The 16,918-nt window shown below is 46.6% G+C and carries 19 protein-coding genes; 8 read left to right on the top strand and 11 right to left on the bottom strand.

Annotated features, from left to right (window positions below; translation table 11 throughout):
* The first annotated feature begins 15 nt into the window (after window positions 1-15).
* Window positions 16-588 carry a DUF6434 domain-containing protein gene (locus ACSQ2E_RS19570; protein ID WP_435993337.1) on the top strand — a complete coding sequence of 191 codons (573 nt, stop codon included), beginning with the start codon at window positions 16-18 and terminating at the stop codon, window positions 586-588.
* 91 nt (window positions 589-679) lie between these two features.
* Here ACSQ2E_RS19570 and ACSQ2E_RS19575 read toward each other — a convergent pair whose 3' ends face one another.
* On the bottom strand, window positions 680-1,432 hold the full coding sequence (locus ACSQ2E_RS19575) for a hypothetical protein (protein ID WP_435993339.1): 753 nt from the start codon (window positions 1,430-1,432) through the stop codon (window positions 680-682).
* A gap of 635 nt (window positions 1,433-2,067) precedes the next feature.
* On the opposite strand from ACSQ2E_RS19575, the gene ACSQ2E_RS19580 reads away from it, so the two are divergent.
* Entirely contained in the window at window positions 2,068-3,810 is a 1,743-nt protein-coding gene (locus ACSQ2E_RS19580) for an ABC transporter ATP-binding protein (RefSeq protein WP_435993341.1), read from the top strand.
* A gap of 44 nt (window positions 3,811-3,854) precedes the next feature.
* Here the strand turns inward: ACSQ2E_RS19580 and ACSQ2E_RS19585 are convergent, their stop codons facing one another.
* The 3 genes from ACSQ2E_RS19585 to ACSQ2E_RS19595 form a co-directional block, all read right to left on the bottom strand.
* Window positions 3,855-4,295, bottom strand: a complete 441-nt coding sequence (locus ACSQ2E_RS19585) for a hypothetical protein (RefSeq protein WP_435993343.1) — start codon at window positions 4,293-4,295, stop codon at window positions 3,855-3,857.
* A gap of 168 nt (window positions 4,296-4,463) precedes the next feature.
* Window positions 4,464-5,174 carry a YwaF family protein gene (locus tag ACSQ2E_RS19590; protein ID WP_435993345.1) on the bottom strand — a complete coding sequence of 237 codons (711 nt, stop codon included), beginning with the start codon at window positions 5,172-5,174 and terminating at the stop codon, window positions 4,464-4,466.
* Window positions 5,175-5,289: 115 nt separating this feature from the next.
* On the bottom strand, window positions 5,290-6,123 hold the full coding sequence (locus ACSQ2E_RS19595) for an SDR family NAD(P)-dependent oxidoreductase (protein WP_435994653.1): 834 nt from the start codon (window positions 6,121-6,123) through the stop codon (window positions 5,290-5,292).
* A 109-nt stretch (window positions 6,124-6,232) separates the two neighbouring features.
* Between ACSQ2E_RS19595 and ACSQ2E_RS19600 the strand changes: the two genes are divergently transcribed.
* Window positions 6,233-7,201: a helix-turn-helix transcriptional regulator gene (locus tag ACSQ2E_RS19600; RefSeq protein WP_435993347.1), complete on the top strand. Its 969-nt coding sequence runs from the start codon at window positions 6,233-6,235 to the stop codon at window positions 7,199-7,201.
* A gap of 51 nt (window positions 7,202-7,252) precedes the next feature.
* Window positions 7,253-8,185 (top strand): nucleoside hydrolase, encoded by a 933-nt coding sequence (locus ACSQ2E_RS19605; RefSeq protein ID WP_435993349.1) that lies wholly within the window; start codon window positions 7,253-7,255, stop codon window positions 8,183-8,185.
* Between the two features lie 55 nt (window positions 8,186-8,240).
* Here the strand turns inward: ACSQ2E_RS19605 and ACSQ2E_RS19610 are convergent, their stop codons facing one another.
* Both ACSQ2E_RS19610 and ACSQ2E_RS19615 read right to left on the bottom strand, forming a co-directional pair.
* Window positions 8,241-8,924, bottom strand: coding sequence for an MBL fold metallo-hydrolase (locus tag ACSQ2E_RS19610; protein WP_435993351.1), 684 nt, complete (start codon window positions 8,922-8,924; stop codon window positions 8,241-8,243).
* Window positions 8,925-9,071: 147 nt separating this feature from the next.
* Window positions 9,072-9,467: a VOC family protein gene (locus tag ACSQ2E_RS19615; protein WP_435993353.1), complete on the bottom strand. Its 396-nt coding sequence runs from the start codon at window positions 9,465-9,467 to the stop codon at window positions 9,072-9,074.
* A 233-nt stretch (window positions 9,468-9,700) separates the two neighbouring features.
* On the opposite strand from ACSQ2E_RS19615, the gene ACSQ2E_RS19620 reads away from it, so the two are divergent.
* Window positions 9,701-10,462, top strand: coding sequence for a DUF3891 family protein (locus tag ACSQ2E_RS19620; RefSeq protein WP_435993355.1), 762 nt, complete (start codon window positions 9,701-9,703; stop codon window positions 10,460-10,462).
* A 33-nt stretch (window positions 10,463-10,495) separates the two neighbouring features.
* On the opposite strand, the gene ACSQ2E_RS19625 is transcribed toward ACSQ2E_RS19620, so the two are convergent.
* The 3 genes from ACSQ2E_RS19625 to ACSQ2E_RS19635 all read right to left on the bottom strand — a co-directional run bounded on the left by ACSQ2E_RS19625 (window position 10,496) and on the right by ACSQ2E_RS19635 (window position 12,942).
* Window positions 10,496-11,770, bottom strand: coding sequence for an MFS transporter (locus ACSQ2E_RS19625; protein ID WP_435993357.1), 1,275 nt, complete (start codon window positions 11,768-11,770; stop codon window positions 10,496-10,498).
* Window positions 11,770-12,375: a TetR/AcrR family transcriptional regulator gene (locus ACSQ2E_RS19630; RefSeq protein WP_435993359.1), complete on the bottom strand. Its 606-nt coding sequence runs from the start codon at window positions 12,373-12,375 to the stop codon at window positions 11,770-11,772. The genes ACSQ2E_RS19625 and ACSQ2E_RS19630 overlap by 1 nt, the downstream gene beginning before the upstream one ends.
* A 135-nt stretch (window positions 12,376-12,510) precedes the next feature.
* Window positions 12,511-12,942 (bottom strand): MarR family winged helix-turn-helix transcriptional regulator, encoded by a 432-nt coding sequence (locus tag ACSQ2E_RS19635; protein WP_435993361.1) that lies wholly within the window; start codon window positions 12,940-12,942, stop codon window positions 12,511-12,513.
* A 167-nt stretch (window positions 12,943-13,109) separates the two neighbouring features.
* Here ACSQ2E_RS19635 and ACSQ2E_RS19640 point away from each other — a divergent pair, with 167 nt between their 5' ends.
* The 3 genes from ACSQ2E_RS19640 (at window position 13,110) to nagZ (ending at window position 15,599) form a co-directional block, all read left to right on the top strand.
* Complete coding sequence (locus ACSQ2E_RS19640; RefSeq protein WP_435993363.1) at window positions 13,110-13,493, top strand: CidA/LrgA family protein; 384 nt, start codon at window positions 13,110-13,112, stop codon at window positions 13,491-13,493.
* Window positions 13,478-14,170, top strand: coding sequence for an LrgB family protein (locus ACSQ2E_RS19645; protein WP_435993365.1), 693 nt, complete (start codon window positions 13,478-13,480; stop codon window positions 14,168-14,170). The genes ACSQ2E_RS19640 and ACSQ2E_RS19645 overlap by 16 nt, the downstream gene beginning before the upstream one ends.
* Window positions 14,171-14,399: 229 nt before the next feature.
* Window positions 14,400-15,599: a beta-N-acetylhexosaminidase gene (gene nagZ / locus ACSQ2E_RS19650; protein WP_435993367.1), complete on the top strand. Its 1,200-nt coding sequence runs from the start codon at window positions 14,400-14,402 to the stop codon at window positions 15,597-15,599.
* A 38-nt stretch (window positions 15,600-15,637) separates the two neighbouring features.
* Here the strand turns inward: nagZ and ACSQ2E_RS19655 are convergent, their stop codons facing one another.
* Together ACSQ2E_RS19655 and ACSQ2E_RS19660 are read right to left on the bottom strand one after the other, a co-directional pair.
* The gene (locus ACSQ2E_RS19655) at window positions 15,638-15,820 is read right to left on the bottom strand and encodes a DUF4177 domain-containing protein (protein WP_435993369.1); all 183 of its coding nucleotides are present in this window, start codon (window positions 15,818-15,820) and stop codon (window positions 15,638-15,640) included.
* A gap of 168 nt (window positions 15,821-15,988) precedes the next feature.
* Window positions 15,989-16,900 (bottom strand): MBL fold metallo-hydrolase, encoded by a 912-nt coding sequence (locus tag ACSQ2E_RS19660; protein ID WP_435993371.1) that lies wholly within the window; start codon window positions 16,898-16,900, stop codon window positions 15,989-15,991.
* Window positions 16,901-16,918 lie beyond the last annotated feature (18 nt).

Genomic DNA, 16,918 nt, shown 5'->3' on the forward strand with positions numbered 1-16,918 from the left:
CAGGAGCTGGTAGCATTGAGACCCACCTTAAACAGGGACACCCCAATTGAAATGTTTAAAAAGTACTATTGGTTGAAAGAAGAACTGCAATCATTCTGCCGCGCTAACGGAATCAATACTTCTGGTTCAAAGATAGACCTATCGAATCGAATTTGCACTTTCTTGGAAACAGGCGAAATCAAAAAGCCCGTCAGAAAATCAAAAGGGATTCGAAACACAAATCATAATGAAGTGTTAAGTCTAGATACCGTCATTACTGACCATCATCGTTGCAGTCAAAACGTCAGAACCTTCTTTAAGTCTGTCATTCCCGGTTTTCATTTCTCTACTTATATCCAAAACTATTTTAAAAATAACATAGGAAAGACGTATCGTGACGCAATCGAAGCTTGGTACGAAGAAGCAAATCGGAAGAAAGACCCGGCATATGAGAAGCAAATCGCACCTCAATTCGAATACAATCAATTCACACGTGACTATTTTGCCGACACGACCAATAAAGGGAAAAAGAGAGCAGACGCCATTGCAGCCTGGAATGAAATCAAGAAGCTTCCGGGGAGTAATAAGTATGTTGGGGATTCTTTATGATTTAATCATGGGTTTTAAAGAGCCTCTATCTACAAATAAAAGCTTGCCCATGGTACGGGAAATCTTTAATGTACCATGGGCAGGTTCTAAGTTACGCTTTTTCCACCGGTATACGGTAATCAGGGTTACTCTGACTCCAGCCCCCGCCCTGTTCAACGGTTCGATCTACACTTGTATCGCCATCACCATCTCTCCAGTACCCCTCTACAAACGTACCGTCTGCTCGATAATGGCCGTCCACCCAATGAGGAGCGACTCCGTGATTGTTCGGATTATCATCCACTATATAGTCCTGATTAATTGTTCCTTCAGTCGCAGAAACAGGGGCATTTGATTGACCTTCCATTGCCAAGGTTCCTGAATCATTGCCACCTCCGTCAATGCCTCCCTCATTCCCATTTACATCCACTACATCTGCAATGTCCAAAATCGATACGCCAAGAGCTCCAACAGCAACGGTTTTCCCAACATCTCTTAGACCCTTTTTCCAGCGATCTTCGTCTCCATCCATCACTCCGCCTGCTACATTCCCCACACTTTTGACAGTAGAACTGATACCTTGTCCTACGGCTTTCGCTGTGCTTCCGACGCCTTCTCCAATATCAGAAATTCCCTTGTCGATTTTAGAATCATCCTTGCTTACCATACCACTTCCTACATTCCAAGCTCCTTCTGCCACGTTCCCCAATTGTTTTCCGGCAAATTCAGTGGATTGCTTTACTCCATCCCCTACTTCCTTAATGAAATCCGATCCAGTCAGTTCACCGACTCCTTTAATGAGTCCTCCTGTCACACCTCCAACCAGTTCTCCTGCACCCTTACCCAAACTCTTTAAAAATCCCATAACCAGACCAACTCTCTCAAAATAATTTATATGTACAATTTACAAAGTAACAACTCTAGTACTTATGCACTATCAATCATATCATCAAATGTAATATACTAGTAGATTCATTTTCACTAAATCACAAATTTATGCTAAAAAGGGATAAAAATCATCTATCATTATTTTCCTAGTTTAGGAAACGTCGTCAATCCCCTACGCGCGCCCGCTACACGCACGTTGTTGGTGTTGTTTTCTCTCTTCTTTCTCTAAAGATCTACAGTCTGTTTTCGCTTGGGTTCCATGGGTGATTCACATCGTTTTTGGCAAGGTGAATAGGGGGTCGCGAGGTTAAGACAAGACCCTTGAATCATTTTATTTTTCTATCTTACATATGTATTGCCCCCCATTCACCCTCACCCTTTATATACTGACTCCAATCAAAACTGGATACCTTTGAAATTACTATCAGAAAATTAACTTTATTTTTCATCAACCCCATCATACAATAAAGGTATCGAAATTAAAGGAGGCTGTTTTCATGAGAAACAAAGCAATGGTAACCGTACATTCATATAAGGGTGGGATACCTTTTTAAAGATGACGGTCTTCCCCCTTATATGTGTTTTGTGAACTAACGCATAAAGGGGTATGTTATGACTTTTCCTTTGAAAAAATTTCTTTCGTATTACAAACCGTACCGTTCAATTTTTTTGATTGTGTTGTTCAGTGCATTGGTCACGTCTTCCCTGACTCTCTTTTTTCCACTGCTTGTCCGTTATGTGACGAAGGATGTTTTGGCCGGGAGTCTTTCTACAGCTTTTGAGGATGTCCTTTGGGTCGGCGTTGTGATGGTGATTCTTGTCGTTGGTCAAAATGTCGGGAATTACATTGTGGATTACAAGGGTCATGAGATCGGGGCACGGATGGAAACCGATATGAGAGGTGAATTATTCGCTCATCTGCAGAAGCTGTCTTACAGTTTTTATGATAAAGAGAAGACGGGCCGGTTGATGAGCCGCGTGACGAATGATCTGTTGATGGTATCGGAGCTTTATCATCACGGACCTGAAGATTATGTGAAGTATCTCGTTCGTTTTCTTGGAGCCTTTGTGATTCTGTTCTGGATCAACGCTCCTTTGACTCTGACCGTTTTTTGCTTCTTTCCGGTCCTCGGGTTCTTCTCCCTTTATTTCAATAAAAAGTTGAACCGGGCGCTGACGGATAATAAAGAGCGGATCGGAGACATCAATGCTCAGGTGGAGGATTCCTTATCGGGCATCCGGGTCGTTCAGTCATTTGCCAATGAATCTCTTGAAATCCGGAAATTCAATGTGGAGAATGAACGGTTTTTGGAAAGCCGCAAAGGAACCTATCGTGCAGAGGCGTACTTCTATAACGGGACGGAAGCATTCATTCAGCTGATTACGGTCACCATTGTCATCTTCGGGTCCATTCAGATTGTGAATGCGTCCCTTGACCTGGCCGACTTGATCACGTTTCTGCTGTATATCGGCTTTATGATCGAGCCCATTCAGCGGCTCACTCATATGAGTACACAATTTCAAGAAGGTGTGACAGGATTTCAGCGATTCATGGAGATCATGAACATCAAGCCTGACATCGAGAATGCCCCAAATGCAAAGACTCTTTCAAGCGTTGAGGGACATATTTCATTGAAGAACATATCATTTCATTATGATTCTGCCTTAGGGCCTGTATTCAAGAATTTAACTCTTGAAGTCATCCCTGGGGAATACGTCGCGATCGTCGGGCCATCGGGAGTAGGAAAAACGACTCTCAGCTCCCTGATTTCCCGTTTTTATGACGTTTCTGAAGGCGGGGTTTTTATAGATGGGGAAAATGTGAAAGACCTCGACTTGCATTTCCTCAGAAGCAATATCGGGATCGTACAGCAGGATGTGTACCTTTTTTCCGGAACCGTCATGGAGAATATCCGCTATGGTCATCCCGAAGCGACAGACGAAGAGGTGATGAAGGCTGCAAAGCAAGCGAACGCCGATGCATTCATTACCCGGTTGCCACAAGGGTATCATTCCGAAATCGGTCAGCGTGGCGTCCGGTTATCAGGTGGTCAGAAGCAGAGGCTCAGCATCGCCCGTGTCTTCTTGAAAAATCCGCCGATTCTCATTCTTGATGAGGCGACGAGCGCCCTTGATAATGAAAGCGAAAGCATCGTCAAGGAATCCCTGGAGTTACTGGCAAGGGGCCGGACGACGCTCGTCATCGCCCATCGTTTATCGACGATCCGGAACGCAGGAAGAATCGTGGTGTTGTCAGATGGAAGGATTGTCGAGGAAGGGACTCATGCAGCGCTACTCGAGCAGAATGGTCATTATTCCAGACTATATTCGAAGCAGTTTGAGGTTCAGGTATAAAGGAGAAAGCTCTCATACCGTTTTGGTGTGAGAGCCTTTTTTGATCACTTCACTTCCACCGAAAACACATAACTCCCGTCCCCCTGCTTCCAATGGGCCACTAGATGATAGACATAGATCCCTTTCTGGTCAGGAACCACAATCGTATGATTCTTTATGTTCACGCTTTCTACCTGTTCTTCCCCCACCCACTTCTCTGCACCGATCTGTTGAGGTTTCTTTTTAAATGTCACTGTGATTTCCTCACCTGGGGACACAGGGGTTGGTTGATCTTCCCCTGCCATCGCCACTACACTTGAATAAGCTTTATCCACACATCCCCCTGAAAGGAGTCCGTCCCAGCAATAGGAACCTTTCGTTGTCGGGATACTGACTTCTCCTGCTGTTACATTTGGAGTCGGAGGCGCTGTTTGGAAAGGTTGGATGATAAAGAAGACAATGCCAACCACCGCCAGAATATTGCCTATAGCCAACCATTTTTTCAAGGGAGTTCACTCCTTTTTTTAACGCATGCATTTTTTCGGAATTTCAGGTGCCGAGATAGCTTGTATTCTGATATATGAGCCCGTTTATCATTTTATGAGTTGTTTAACGAAAACTCATCTTCATTCCAATGCTCCTTTTTACAATAGACGAAGAAAACAGGGGAAGAGTTACCCTTTAACCCTCTCCCTCCTCACGAGCATCCCCATCGGTACATACGTCATGAAAAACACGACAAGTGCCGCAATTTCGAGATTGATATAATAGATGATCCCCGATCCGAAAAAGGACAAGATTGTTTTCGATTCTGTGGGATTGGCCAGATAAAAGAAGTTCGTATCAAGAAGGATGTTCAGGAAAAAGATCGGCAAAGCGAGAAGGTTGACCATGAGGAAGCCGGTCCATATGGCTTTCTTTGGGACCCGGTAGCCCTCATATACAATGAAATAAAGGACGGACCACGCAATGGCTGCATGATGAAGGAAGTATTTCAGAAAGCGGTAATGGGGAAATTGATAAGTCATTTCAGGTGTCACCATGCTTAATATTGGGGGGAGGAATCCGATAAAGAACAAGAGATAAAAGGCCTTCTGATTCTGTTTCAAGAATAAATAAATGGCGATGAACGTACTGACGGAACAGAGCTGCAGAGGCAGGTCCCCCATCTCCCACTGTCCCGTTGACACCAGCCATATATGCCAGGACACTTCACTCAGCACCAGCATCCAAAATATCGTCCATTTCAAAACCGATTGATACCTCTTTAGGAAATGCCTGAAGTACACAAGCCAAAATGATAGTGCCACAAACATCAAAAGCACCGAGATATGGGGAACAGAAAACAACTCGAACGTCTGCATCTCTGTCACGGAAAACATCATGCCACCCCTATTCGTTTTGAAAAGTGGTTATCATGGATAGTTTATTCGGCACACAGGATGGTTAAGAACGGATTTCAGAAATTGAAAAAGCCCCCTTCGAGAGGGGACATCCATTCTATAACGTAAACGGCGGAATATACCGTCCATCCACATCCGTAAACTCATATTCTTTCGCAAGGTCACCCGCTTTCAACACCTGTCCCGTCTTTCGCATCACTTCAGGATCCTTCGCCAGGGCCGTGATGGCGCGTCCCACATAATAAGGGGTTTCAGATACCTTCAAATCTTCTGATTCCTTCCAGTTTTCCTCGTCCACGCCCATATGTTTGAGCACAAGCTCTGTTCTCATAAATCCTGGGGATACAGCCATGACCGCAATCCCGTCTTTTTTTAACTCCTCCGAGAGACCATACGCCATGCGGATGAGTGCATTTTTTGCCAGGTCATAATAGAATTGTCCGGTGTACTTGCCTTCATCCCAGAACGTCGTATGAACAATAAGGGCTTCTTTATTTTCCCGAAGCAGAGGAATGGCAAAGTGATTGGTGGCTAACTGCGCCCTCACACCTGCCGTGAACATCGTATCCCAGTTTTCAAGGGATTGTTCCCAGAATGCTCCCGGATTCACACCGATATCATGTGCGCCCCATACGTTATTGATAAGAATATCAAGCTTTCCCTGTTCCTCCCTGATTTGTTCAATGACCTCTTTCGTTTCGGCATCAATGGTATGATCACAGCGTACCGCGATTCCTGTACCACCTGCTTCATCAATCTGGGCAGCCGTGTCATCGATGGTACCCGGAAAGTTCTGCGTGACATTTCCTTTCGTACTGCGCCCGGTGACATACACCGTCGCGCCTGCTTTACCAAGTTCAATGGCGATTGCACGCCCTGCTCCCCGGCTTCCCCCTGTTACGAGTGCTACTTTTCCTGCGAGTGATTTCATCCAACCATTCCTTTCAACATCGAAGATAACCCTATTATACGATTCCATTCTTGACATCCTTTGTCATATTTCATTAAATAAAAGAAAATCCAAGAAAAAGGTGACCAATATGAGAGGCGACCGATTAGTATCCATTCTGTTACTACTACAAACACACGGCCGAATGACCGCGAAGGAACTGGCGGAGAAATTGGAGGTGTCTGAAAGGACCATTCACCGTGACATGGATGCACTTAGCGGCACCGGGATTCCCGTTGTGGCGGAGCGAGGGCAAAACGGGGGCTGGTCGCTCCTTGAAGACTACCGGACGGATTTGACCGGGTTGAAGGAATCGGAAATCCAGGCACTGTTCGTGTCTCCTTCCGTTCACCTCCTGGACGATCTCGGCCTGACCCGCACCACCGAAGAAGCACGGAACAAGCTCATCGCCTCCCTCCCGTCCACGTACCGGAAAAATGCGAAGGACGTGTGGAACCGGATCCATATCGACACGAGTTCCTGGCGAAAGCAGAAAGACAAGACAGCCTCCCTTGAAATGATCAAAGTGGCAATCTTCCAGGAAATCAAACTGGTCATCACCTACGAACGAGCTGACGCCGAAATCGATGACCGGGTGGTGGAACCACTCGGGCTCGTGGCGAAAGGGGATCTCTGGTATCTCGTCGCAGCGAAGGAAAACGGGGATATTCGTAACTACCGGGTCTCCCGGATTCATCATACCGAAAAAGTGGACGAGACGTTTCAAAGACCCGAGGGCTTCGACCTGGCACAGTACTGGTCATCTTCCACACAATCTTTTATCAAGAGGCTTCCCTCTTTTGAAGTGAAAGTCGAGGTGGCGCCACAAATGTTATCCAGGCTAACCTTCACGGGCCGTTTCGCCCGGGTCCTTGAAGTCGGGGAAAGGAGAGGTGCGGAATGGATACCTGTGACGCTTTCTTTTGATACTGAAGAAGAGGCAAAAGGCTATCTGATCGGGTTCGCCGATCAAGTCAACATCGTTGAACCGGCTTTTCTCAAGGAGAAAGTCCTGAAAATGGCTGAGGCTACAGTTTCATTTTATCGACGAATGGAATAATTCTTCCCGTTCTCCGATATATTTTAAAAAACGGTTGCCGAGGTGAATCCCATGAAAAACATTCTTTTATTTGCCGATCCAGGTATTGATGATTCTGTGGCCATCATGTATGCCCTCATGAATCCGGACATTAACATACTCGGCATCGTATCCAGTTACGGAAATGTCGAAAAGAAGCAGGCCACCGATAACATCGCCTATCTGCTCAAGCTTGCCGGAAGGACGGATATTCCGATCATCGGTGGTTCAAACAGCCCATCTTCGGGGGAAGTTCCCACCTATTATCCCGAGATCCATGGAAAGGATGGGCTGGGTCCGATACGTCCGCCCGAAAACTTCTCCGGTGAACTCACCAATTTCTCTAAACTTTACACTATCATAAAAGAAAATAAAGACGTCACCATCGTGGATGTCGGGAGGAATACGTCACTCGCTTCCCTTTACCTGTTAGGCGAAGACATAGCTGAAAAAGTAAAGGAATTTTATATCATGGGAGGGGCTTTTTTCGTACCTGGTAATGTGACTCCATCAGCCGAAGCAAACTTCTACGGAGATCCGACTGCATCAGAACTCGTGGTCAAGAATCTCGACAATCTATACATCGCTCCTTTAAACGTCACGAACAAAGCCATCGTCACCCTCGAACACATCAAAGCCATCCAGGAGATGAACGGCAACCCCCTCGTTCAGATCTTGGATGACGTCATGACCTACTATATCGATGCCTATAAGAAACTCATCCCCGGCATAAACGGCGCCCCGCTCCACGATGTCGTCACCCTCTCCCTTATGGTGAATCCGGACATGGGGAAAACGATCAGAAGGGACGTCGAAGTACTGACCACAGGCCTCGGCCAAGGCACATCCATCGCTGATTTCAGGGTCAGTTCCAAACCGGCTGAAAAGAATATTAACATCTATCTGGAGATCGACTACCAATTGTTCGTGGAAGATTTCATAGAAGTCATGACAAGAAAAAGTTAATTTAATGAAAATAAGAAGGGATTGGCCTGTTAACTCCTGCCAATCCCTTCTTATCCTACTGACTCTTTTCCCCAATTGCGATCAGCTCCTGGAGAAACACGTCAATCTCCCCCACCAACACGCCTCCATGACCTGTACACAGTACATCCGCATCATATTCCTTCATGATTCGGAGGCCGTCCAGGAATACAGGCAGATCCTTGACCCCGCCACCCTGAAGATACTCAATCCAGGCTTGTCTCAGGTCATCCCCTTTTGAAACAAGCCCTCCATCTGACAAAGGATCGCCAAAGAAACAGAGGAAATCCCCTGTGAACAGTGTCCTGGTCGGTCGATGAAAGAAAAGGACAGAACCTGGAGAATGATACCCGACTCTCGTGTAGTCGTAATCCCCAATCGTTCCCCTGTCAAGGAGCTCTCCTCTTATGGAAGACTCAGCCGGCAACGTCTCATCAGCATGAATGACCTTCCTTGCCTTCGTAAATAATGCCGCCCCTCCCACATGGTCCTCATGACCATGGGTGATGAGCATCAGCCTTACATCGTCTGCCGTTTTCCCGATTTTGTTTAAAGCGTGCTTGAGGAACACCAAGTGACCTTCTTTACACGAATCGACCACTGTCAATCCAGCTTCTTCCTCAATGAAGTACGCATTCGTATAGGTATTCCACTCAGCATCCCATATCGCCAGCACATATATTTGATTATTCACATGTTCCAATTGATACTCCACTTTCACTTCCCCCTCCTGATTTCCACTTGAATCAATTCCACAAACAGGGGGCATTCTCCTTTTCATGATCGTAAAATTAGTAGATAACGCCTTTGATGGAGACGAGGATTAAAAAAAGGGCCTGACCCCCGATTCAGGTCAGACACCCCAACACTACTTCGCGTCCTTATCCGGCTGATGAATCCCGAACACATTTCCTTCAGTATCCACATAATACCCCTGCCACGCCATTCCCGGAAGAGCATACTTCGGCATGGCCACCTTGCCGCCTTGCTCAAGGATGAGTTTCTCGGTTTCATCATAATTCCCGACGCCCATCGTGCAGGAATATCCGTTCATCGGCTGATTCGGTTGAGGTGGAGGACTTTGACGCTGCATCAGTGCACCATTGATCCCCAGCTCATTCTCATCCCCTGTCACAGCCCCCACATAAGGCATTCCAGCGTATTCGCTCCAGTCCTCGAACTTCCAGCCGAATACCTCTCCGTAAAACGTTTTTGCCCGTTCCATATCATCCACATGCACTTCAAAATGTACCATTCTCCCCATTGTTCATACCTCCCATATACTGTCTTTCATTATAATGATTTCGATGTTCCGAGGAGAAAACCTTTTTTTATATTTTTAAACATACAGTTCATTCTAGTGGACTTGCTTTCTGACATATGAAATCACAGAAGGCTAATCCCAGGATCGAAAGCCCATGCCGTTTTCTATCTTTTTGTCTGATAGCGCCATTCAAGTTTTGCTATAATTAATAATAAAAAGGGGATGTTGACTCTATGATTATCCGAGAAAACGAGGATTCCTTCATCATGATCAAACAACACGACCACGCCTATGTATCCGGCGAAACGATCAAACACATCAATCGCAATCTATTAAAATCCGATCAGTTTTTCGATGACTTCGTTTACGCATCCCATCAGCACGACCGGAGCTGGATCGGACTCGACGACACGCCGATTTGGAACGACGGGAAGCAGATTCCCTTCACCTTCTCAGACTATCCCCTCCACCCAAAACTTGCATTCTATCAAATCGGGCTGAATGAAATCGAGGAGACTAACCTCTATGCGGCACTTCTATGCAGCCTTCATTTCTGTTCATTCTTTGCCAAATCGAAGGATCCTCACTGCCTGTCATTTTTACAGGATGAAGCAAACAGGCAACAGAACATCCGAAAGCAGATGGCGAAGTTCGATGAAGCACTGCTCACCCAGCACTTCCAGCTTCTTCAACTTTCAGACAATCTATCACTCTACTTTTGCTTGAACGAGCCGGGGGTTGTGAAAGAAAACGAGCATCCGTGGTTCAAGGACGGATTTAAGAATACGGAAGGGTTCCATTCTGGGAATCAAAAGCTTAAAGCCAGGTGGGTGAATGTGCATGAGGTGACGTTTGATGATTATCCTTTTAAAACGGATTTTCAAGTAACGCTGCCTTATAAAAAAGTGGACAAGAGGGCGATCCGGAAGATGGGCATCGCAGAGGCTTATGGAGAGAGTCAGTTGGAGAAACATACGATACTCATTAGAAAGTAAAGAAGACCCTGCAATCAGGGTCTTCACACTTTATTAAGAAGAAACCGATGCCTTCACTTCGACTTCCGGCACCGCTTTTGATTCCAGCGTTTTCATGATGACATGATACATGACAGTCCCGGCCATCCCAAGAATCAACAGGATGCCGCCCATCATCAGCGGACTGACCCATTCCCCTACGATGATGAGGAGGGATGCGATGATCATGGCGCCATAGAAGGTCAGGCTGTAGAAGGCCATATACGTACTGCGGGCGTTGGACGGCGCCAGGTCCCCGATCATCGCCTGCTTGATCGGCACATACATGAGCTCCCCGAACGTTCCGACAAAGCCCAGGATAAAAAGGAATAAAATATTATTCGTAAAAGCAAAGGCGCTGAAACAAAGGGTAAAGATGAACATCCCCGCAACAAGCGTCCAGCGGTCACTCCACTTTTTAAACAGAAATAGTACGACGGCGGATAAGAGCACGACGATAATGGTATTTTCCGTCCGCAGGAATCCAAGCATCCGTGTCCCATCAAGCGTGAAGTCGAATCCAAACAGAGAAGCCTGCTGCTCGGGGATATCCCTCTCAAGGCGGATCCCGACGTAATTGGTCAACGATTGCTCCAGGGTAAAAATGAAGACGGCCCCGATGATATACATCATGAATAATTTATCTTTCAATACGGTTGAATAGCTTTGAACCATCTTATTGGATGAAGAAGTGGTTTCAGTGGTGACATGTTCCGGTGTGTAGGTTTCTGTGATGAAGAAAATCGTGATTAGGACGGACAGGAGTGTGATCCCTGAGATCCCGAGGAATAATTCAAACAGGTACGTTTTAAATAGAAAAGCGCCGATGATCCCTCCGATCGCGGTGGCAAGATTCCCAAGCCAGTAGCTGACGGTGAAAACAAGCTTCCGTGAATCGGAATCCGTCACATCGATGATCATCGCCTGAGCTGCAGGCTGGAACATCCCGCCGGCAAACATATTGAGAACGAAGAAAGCCGCCGTGACATACGGAAGGTCGAACCACGGTGAATTGCACAGGGCAATGAAGAAGAACGTCACCATGATGCCGAGTTCCGCCAGAATCATGATCTTACGGCGTCCGATCTTGTCGGAAATATGCCCGCCGATAAATCCACCGATGATCCCGCTAATGACGATCAGGACAAGGATGCCCCCCGTTTGGGTGGCTCCGATCTTCTGGGCGAAATAGATGGCCATGAACGGAATGACCGCCATGGTAACAAGTCCTCCGAGGAACTGCATGGCAAGCCGCAGTTTCAGGTTCGGATGAATATCACGTATTCGCATCACACATCCCACCCTTCCGTCACAGGACCGAATAAACGCAGTGCCTGTATTTTCATGTTGCTCCAGATCAGATTCGTATGGTCATCGATGAAGGTCAGCCGTAACCCGTTCAATAAAGAAATATACGATTGAGCCATCAGCACCGGCGACCCTTCATAGAAGCATCCCTCCTTCTGCCCTCTTTCAATGACAGGATGAATGCGTTCAGCAAACACATCGACAAAGGCACTCAATTCTGCGAACAAGACGGGATACCGGTCCGGCCTCGCCAGTACCTGTTGGGAGAGTCGCAGGAAATCTTTCTTTCTCGCAAACACATCCAGCTGACAGTCGATCATATTTCGTACCATCTCCATCGGACTCCCACTGTACCGTTCCTCTATTTCACTAAAATATGGCTTGATCTCTTCCAACGGTTCAAGGATCGCCGCTTCAAAAAGTACCTCTTTCGTAGCAAAGTATGTGAACACGGATCCGAAGCTGACCCCCGCCTCCTTCGCAATGGACGAAATGGTCGTCTCGGCAAATCCGTTTTCGCTGTATGTTTTGACGGCCGCTCCCAGGATCGCCGCTCTCTTTTTCATCATTTTTTCCTCTCGTGACATGTTGTTCTCCCTCCTTTTTCAAAATTGATTGATTAATCAATTTTTATTTTACTGTTAGATATTTCCAAAGTCAACGATTATTTTTCGACAAAAAAATCCGCTTCCTGGTGTGCAACAACAGAAAGCGGATCTATTTTATTCGTCAAACGCCCCGTTCATCCTGACCAGCAGTTCCCCGAACATGTTCTTCTCTTCACCCGTCCAACCTTCAAGCAGGCCCTCATACCATTCGAGCCTCATGCGGCTGTCGAGAGCAAGCTTTTCCCTCCCCAACTCAGTGAGGTCAAATAAACTTACACGTCCATCCTTCGGGTCTGAAAACCGCTGGATGAGTCCCTTCGATTCAAGGGCAGCCGCCTGTCTAGACAAAGTCGAAATATCAAGTTGGAACGCTTCGGCCAATTCCTTCAGCCGGGACGGTCCGTGTTCATCCAGCTGCCTCATCAACAAGTATGCCGACCTCTCCAATATCCCGATTTTCCGTTCGGATTGATCACGGAAGACCGCTTTCCGGATCAAGCTGGTCAACTCATACTCAATCCGTTCGACTGCGTTCTCTTTGGACATAGGTATCCCTCCTTTTTACGTCAATCAACCTGACAGATTCATTGACAACGTTTCAAGTACTTGTATAATACAAGTATATAGTTGTATCGTACAAGTAATCCCAGGAAAAGTAAAGCGTTTTCATTGAAAGGTGGGAAAAAGGGCTTCCTGTCGGGAGCTCCTGTGTTATGAAAATCATTCGAATTATCATCCAAATCGGCATTCTTTATGCTTTTTCATTTATAGGCGGAGCCCTCGAGGAGCTCCTCCACCTTCCGATACCCGGAAGCATCATCGGCCTGATCCTGCTCCTCGCATGCCTGTCGTTGAAAATTGTTCCCGTGATCATCGTAGAGGATGGCGCAAGCTTTTTACTCGCGATCCTTCCCTTATTATTCATCCCGGCCATGACAGGGGTCATGAACTACCCCGCTCTTTTATCAGGGACCGGTGCCATGCTCTTTCTCATTGTCGTCGTGAGCACCGTCGTGACCATGGCCGTATCCGGTTTTGCCAGTCAGCACTTAGAAAAACGATCTGAAAGAAGGGAACAAGCATGCAGCAAGCACTGATCGCAATCCTGATCATTACCCTCACCGCCGTCCTTTATTTTGCCATGGTGAAGGTGTATCAACGGTTCTCGTATCCCGTATTAATTCCGGTCCTGACGACCACGTTCGTGATCGTCGGACTGCTGATCTCTATGCATATTCCGTATGAGGAGTACATGATCGGCGGGAAATGGATTCACTCTCTGCTTGGTCCTGCCGTCGTCGCCCTTGCGTACCCCCTGTATAAGCAGCGGAAGATCCTGATGAAGTATCGCTTCCCGATCATCGGAGGCGTCTTCGCTGGACTCTTGACCGGAATGGTGAGCGGACTCCTATTTGCACGGATTCTCGGCATCGACCATGAGTTGATCCTGTCCATCGTTCCGAAATCCATCACGACACCCGTCGCCATCCAGATTGCATCAGGTCTCGGCGGCGTCCCGGCCATGACCGTCGTCTTTGTCATGATCGCCGGATTCTCAGGCGTCATACTCGGGCCGGTGATCCTGAAAATGGGCCGCATCCATAGCTCACTCGGACGCGGGATTGCCTTAGGCAGCGCGTCCCACGCCCTCGGTACGTCGAAAGCGATGGAATACGGGGAATTGACCGTCTCGATGAGTTCCGTATCCATGACGTTAAGCGCCCTGTTAGGTTCGGTGTTTGGCCCGATTGTGGTGTGGGTGTTTCAGGTGTGATGGTGTTTTGGCCACAGAGATTTTCAAAAAATCGGATTGAATATCCTGATTATATAGAAATAAAATCAGCTCATATTAGAGGAACAGCATGTATCCAATAGCAGAGAAACCGGAATAAATCGTACAAAAGGACCCGTACCCACCGGGTCTTTTTCTATTTTTCCGTTTACGGCACACGAGATACGAACAGAATGATACCAAGTATCCAACATTGAAAGGAACATATGATATGTCGAAAAATAAGATTGGCTATTCCCTTTTAATCGTCATGATCCTTGTATTCATTCTGTCCTATTTGGCCATTAACCCAATCGGGGGTAAGGATCGAGAAGGTGACGCCGGTTCCCTGATCTCCGACATGACCCTTGATGAAAAAATCGGCCAGATGCTCGTAGCCGGCGTCAACGGAACGCAAATGGATGAGCCGACGAAGAATTTGATTCAGAAGCACAAGGTCGGCGGATTCATCTTCTTCTCGGACCATTTGAAGAGCCCTGAACAATCTGTTCAATTTGTGAACCAACTGAAAGAAGCAAACGCCGATAACCCCCTTCCCCTCCTATTAAGCGTCGACCAGGAAGGCGGGAATGTGACGCGACTCCCTGGAGGACTCGCCGACTTCCCTACCAATCAAAAAATCGGGGACGCGAACAATCCCGACATTTCCTATGAAGTGGGGACCCTTCTCGGCAAAGAGCTGAAAGAGTTCGGGTTCAATTTGAACTTCGCTCCCGTCCTTGACGTGAACAGCAATCCGGATAATCCGATCATCGGCGACCGCTCCTTCAGCCCGGACCCTGATATCGTCAGTGAATTAGGGATCCAGACGATGAAAGGGATTCAATCCCAGAATACCCTGTCATCAATCAAACACTTCCCTGGTCACGGCGACACATCCGTCGATTCACATCTAGCGCTTCCCGTAATCAACAAGAGCCTGCAAGAACTCGAGTCCCAGGAACTGATTCCATTCAAGCGTGCCATCGCTGACGGAGCCGATCTTATCATGGTCGCACACATCCTGCTTCCCAAACTCGATGACACCTATCCGTCATCACTCTCTGCGGCCATCGTGACGGATCTTTTACGAAAGAAACTGAACTACAAGGGTGTCGTCATCACCGATGATATGACCATGAAAGCCGTGGCCGACAACTACGGAATGGGAGAAGCTGCGGTGCAATCCGTCAAAGCCGGCAGTGACCTGATCCTCATCGCCCATGATGCTCGTAAAGCCGTAGCGGGGATTGAAGCACTAAAATCAGCCGTTAAAAATGGAGAAATTTCAGAGAAGCGAATTGATGAAAGCGTAAAAAGAATCATCAATCTTAAACAAAAGTACCATTTGAAAGATACCCAAACAGGAGAAGTCGACCTGACGGAACTAAATCAAGCGATTCAATCAGTGAATTCGAAAATTTCACCCTAATAAAAAGCGAATCTCTCTTAATGAGAAATCCGCTTTAATTAAGATAACGGTCTTTCAAATATGATCTCATAATCAGTCGGTTTTCCGTTTCCGTTGTACCTAAGTGGAAGCACCTGGACCAGCCGCCATCCGTCAGCGGCATATTCCTCAATGATTTCCCTGTGCTTCGGCTCGGTAAAAAAGCCGCCCAGACTTGTTTGGACGTATGCGTATCCGTACATGGTTGCACCTCCGTGGGGTTTTCTTACTTTACGTATTCACGGGCCTTGTGGTTTCAAATTTCTCGTCGGAATGGACAAGTTCCATCAGCTGTTCAACTGCCTTTATAACCAGCAGAGGCTCATCCCTTTAATGCAACGTCTTGATCCAGCCGTGCTCTAGTCATTTCTTTAAGTTCTCTCTTTAATCTTCACACGTTTAATATTCTGAAAGTATACCTCTGGAGACGCCCAATTTTTATAAAGAGGAGGGATTTCAGTACTTTCTTTATGTTGAACAGATAAGAGGTGTGTCAAATAAAGAATCATTGTATCAATATCCTCTTTCGTCCCAATATCGCCATGTCCTGGAATGACTGTTTCAATATCCAGCTTCTTTACTTCTCGTAAAATATCGATCCACTTTCTTGTATCGGTTTCATCAAAGAATGTCGGGTGACATTGAACAAATACCAAGTCCCCCATAAAGATCACTTTCTCTTCCGGAAGGTACAGCATGCTATCACAAAAGGAGTGCCCCCCTCCCAATGTAAATAGTTTTGCGCTTCTCGTTGTTCCCTGTAATGTCTTTTCTTTCTTGAAAGTTTCATTGGGCAAAGTCAACTCCAAGTCAGGTAACGACCGTTTCATTTCATGTAAAAAGCTTACTTGGTCTTGAAGGGTGGATTCCCCGGAATCACGAAGTTGCTTTTCAAGAGATTCTATATATTGAGTAAGGCCGTCGATGTCCACTTTCTGTTTCTCTATTCTGGAAGGGTGGATTTCTTTCATTTTTGCTAAAGTGGTCTCGCTTGAAAGAATAGAAGCGTCCTTGAACGTTTGATTGCCGCGAATATGATCTCCGTGATAATGGCTATTTACAACCCACATGACATTCTGATTCGTGATTCTTTCAGCGGCATCTCTCAACTCTTTCGACGCCTGTTGCGTGTTAAACGTATCAAACACGATTACTCCGTCGCCTAAATCAACAAATCCGGCATTTGCAACTGCACCGCCACCTGGTTTTGAAATTGCTGCATAGACGCCCTTTTTGACCTCATTAAGTGTAAAGTGTATGTTATTAAACTCATCATTTTTCATCCTCTTCCCCCTTATTAG

The organism is Rossellomorea sp. LjRoot5 (assembly GCF_964253455.1).
Taxonomy (GTDB): Bacteria; Bacillota; Bacilli; order Bacillales; family Bacillaceae_B; genus Rossellomorea.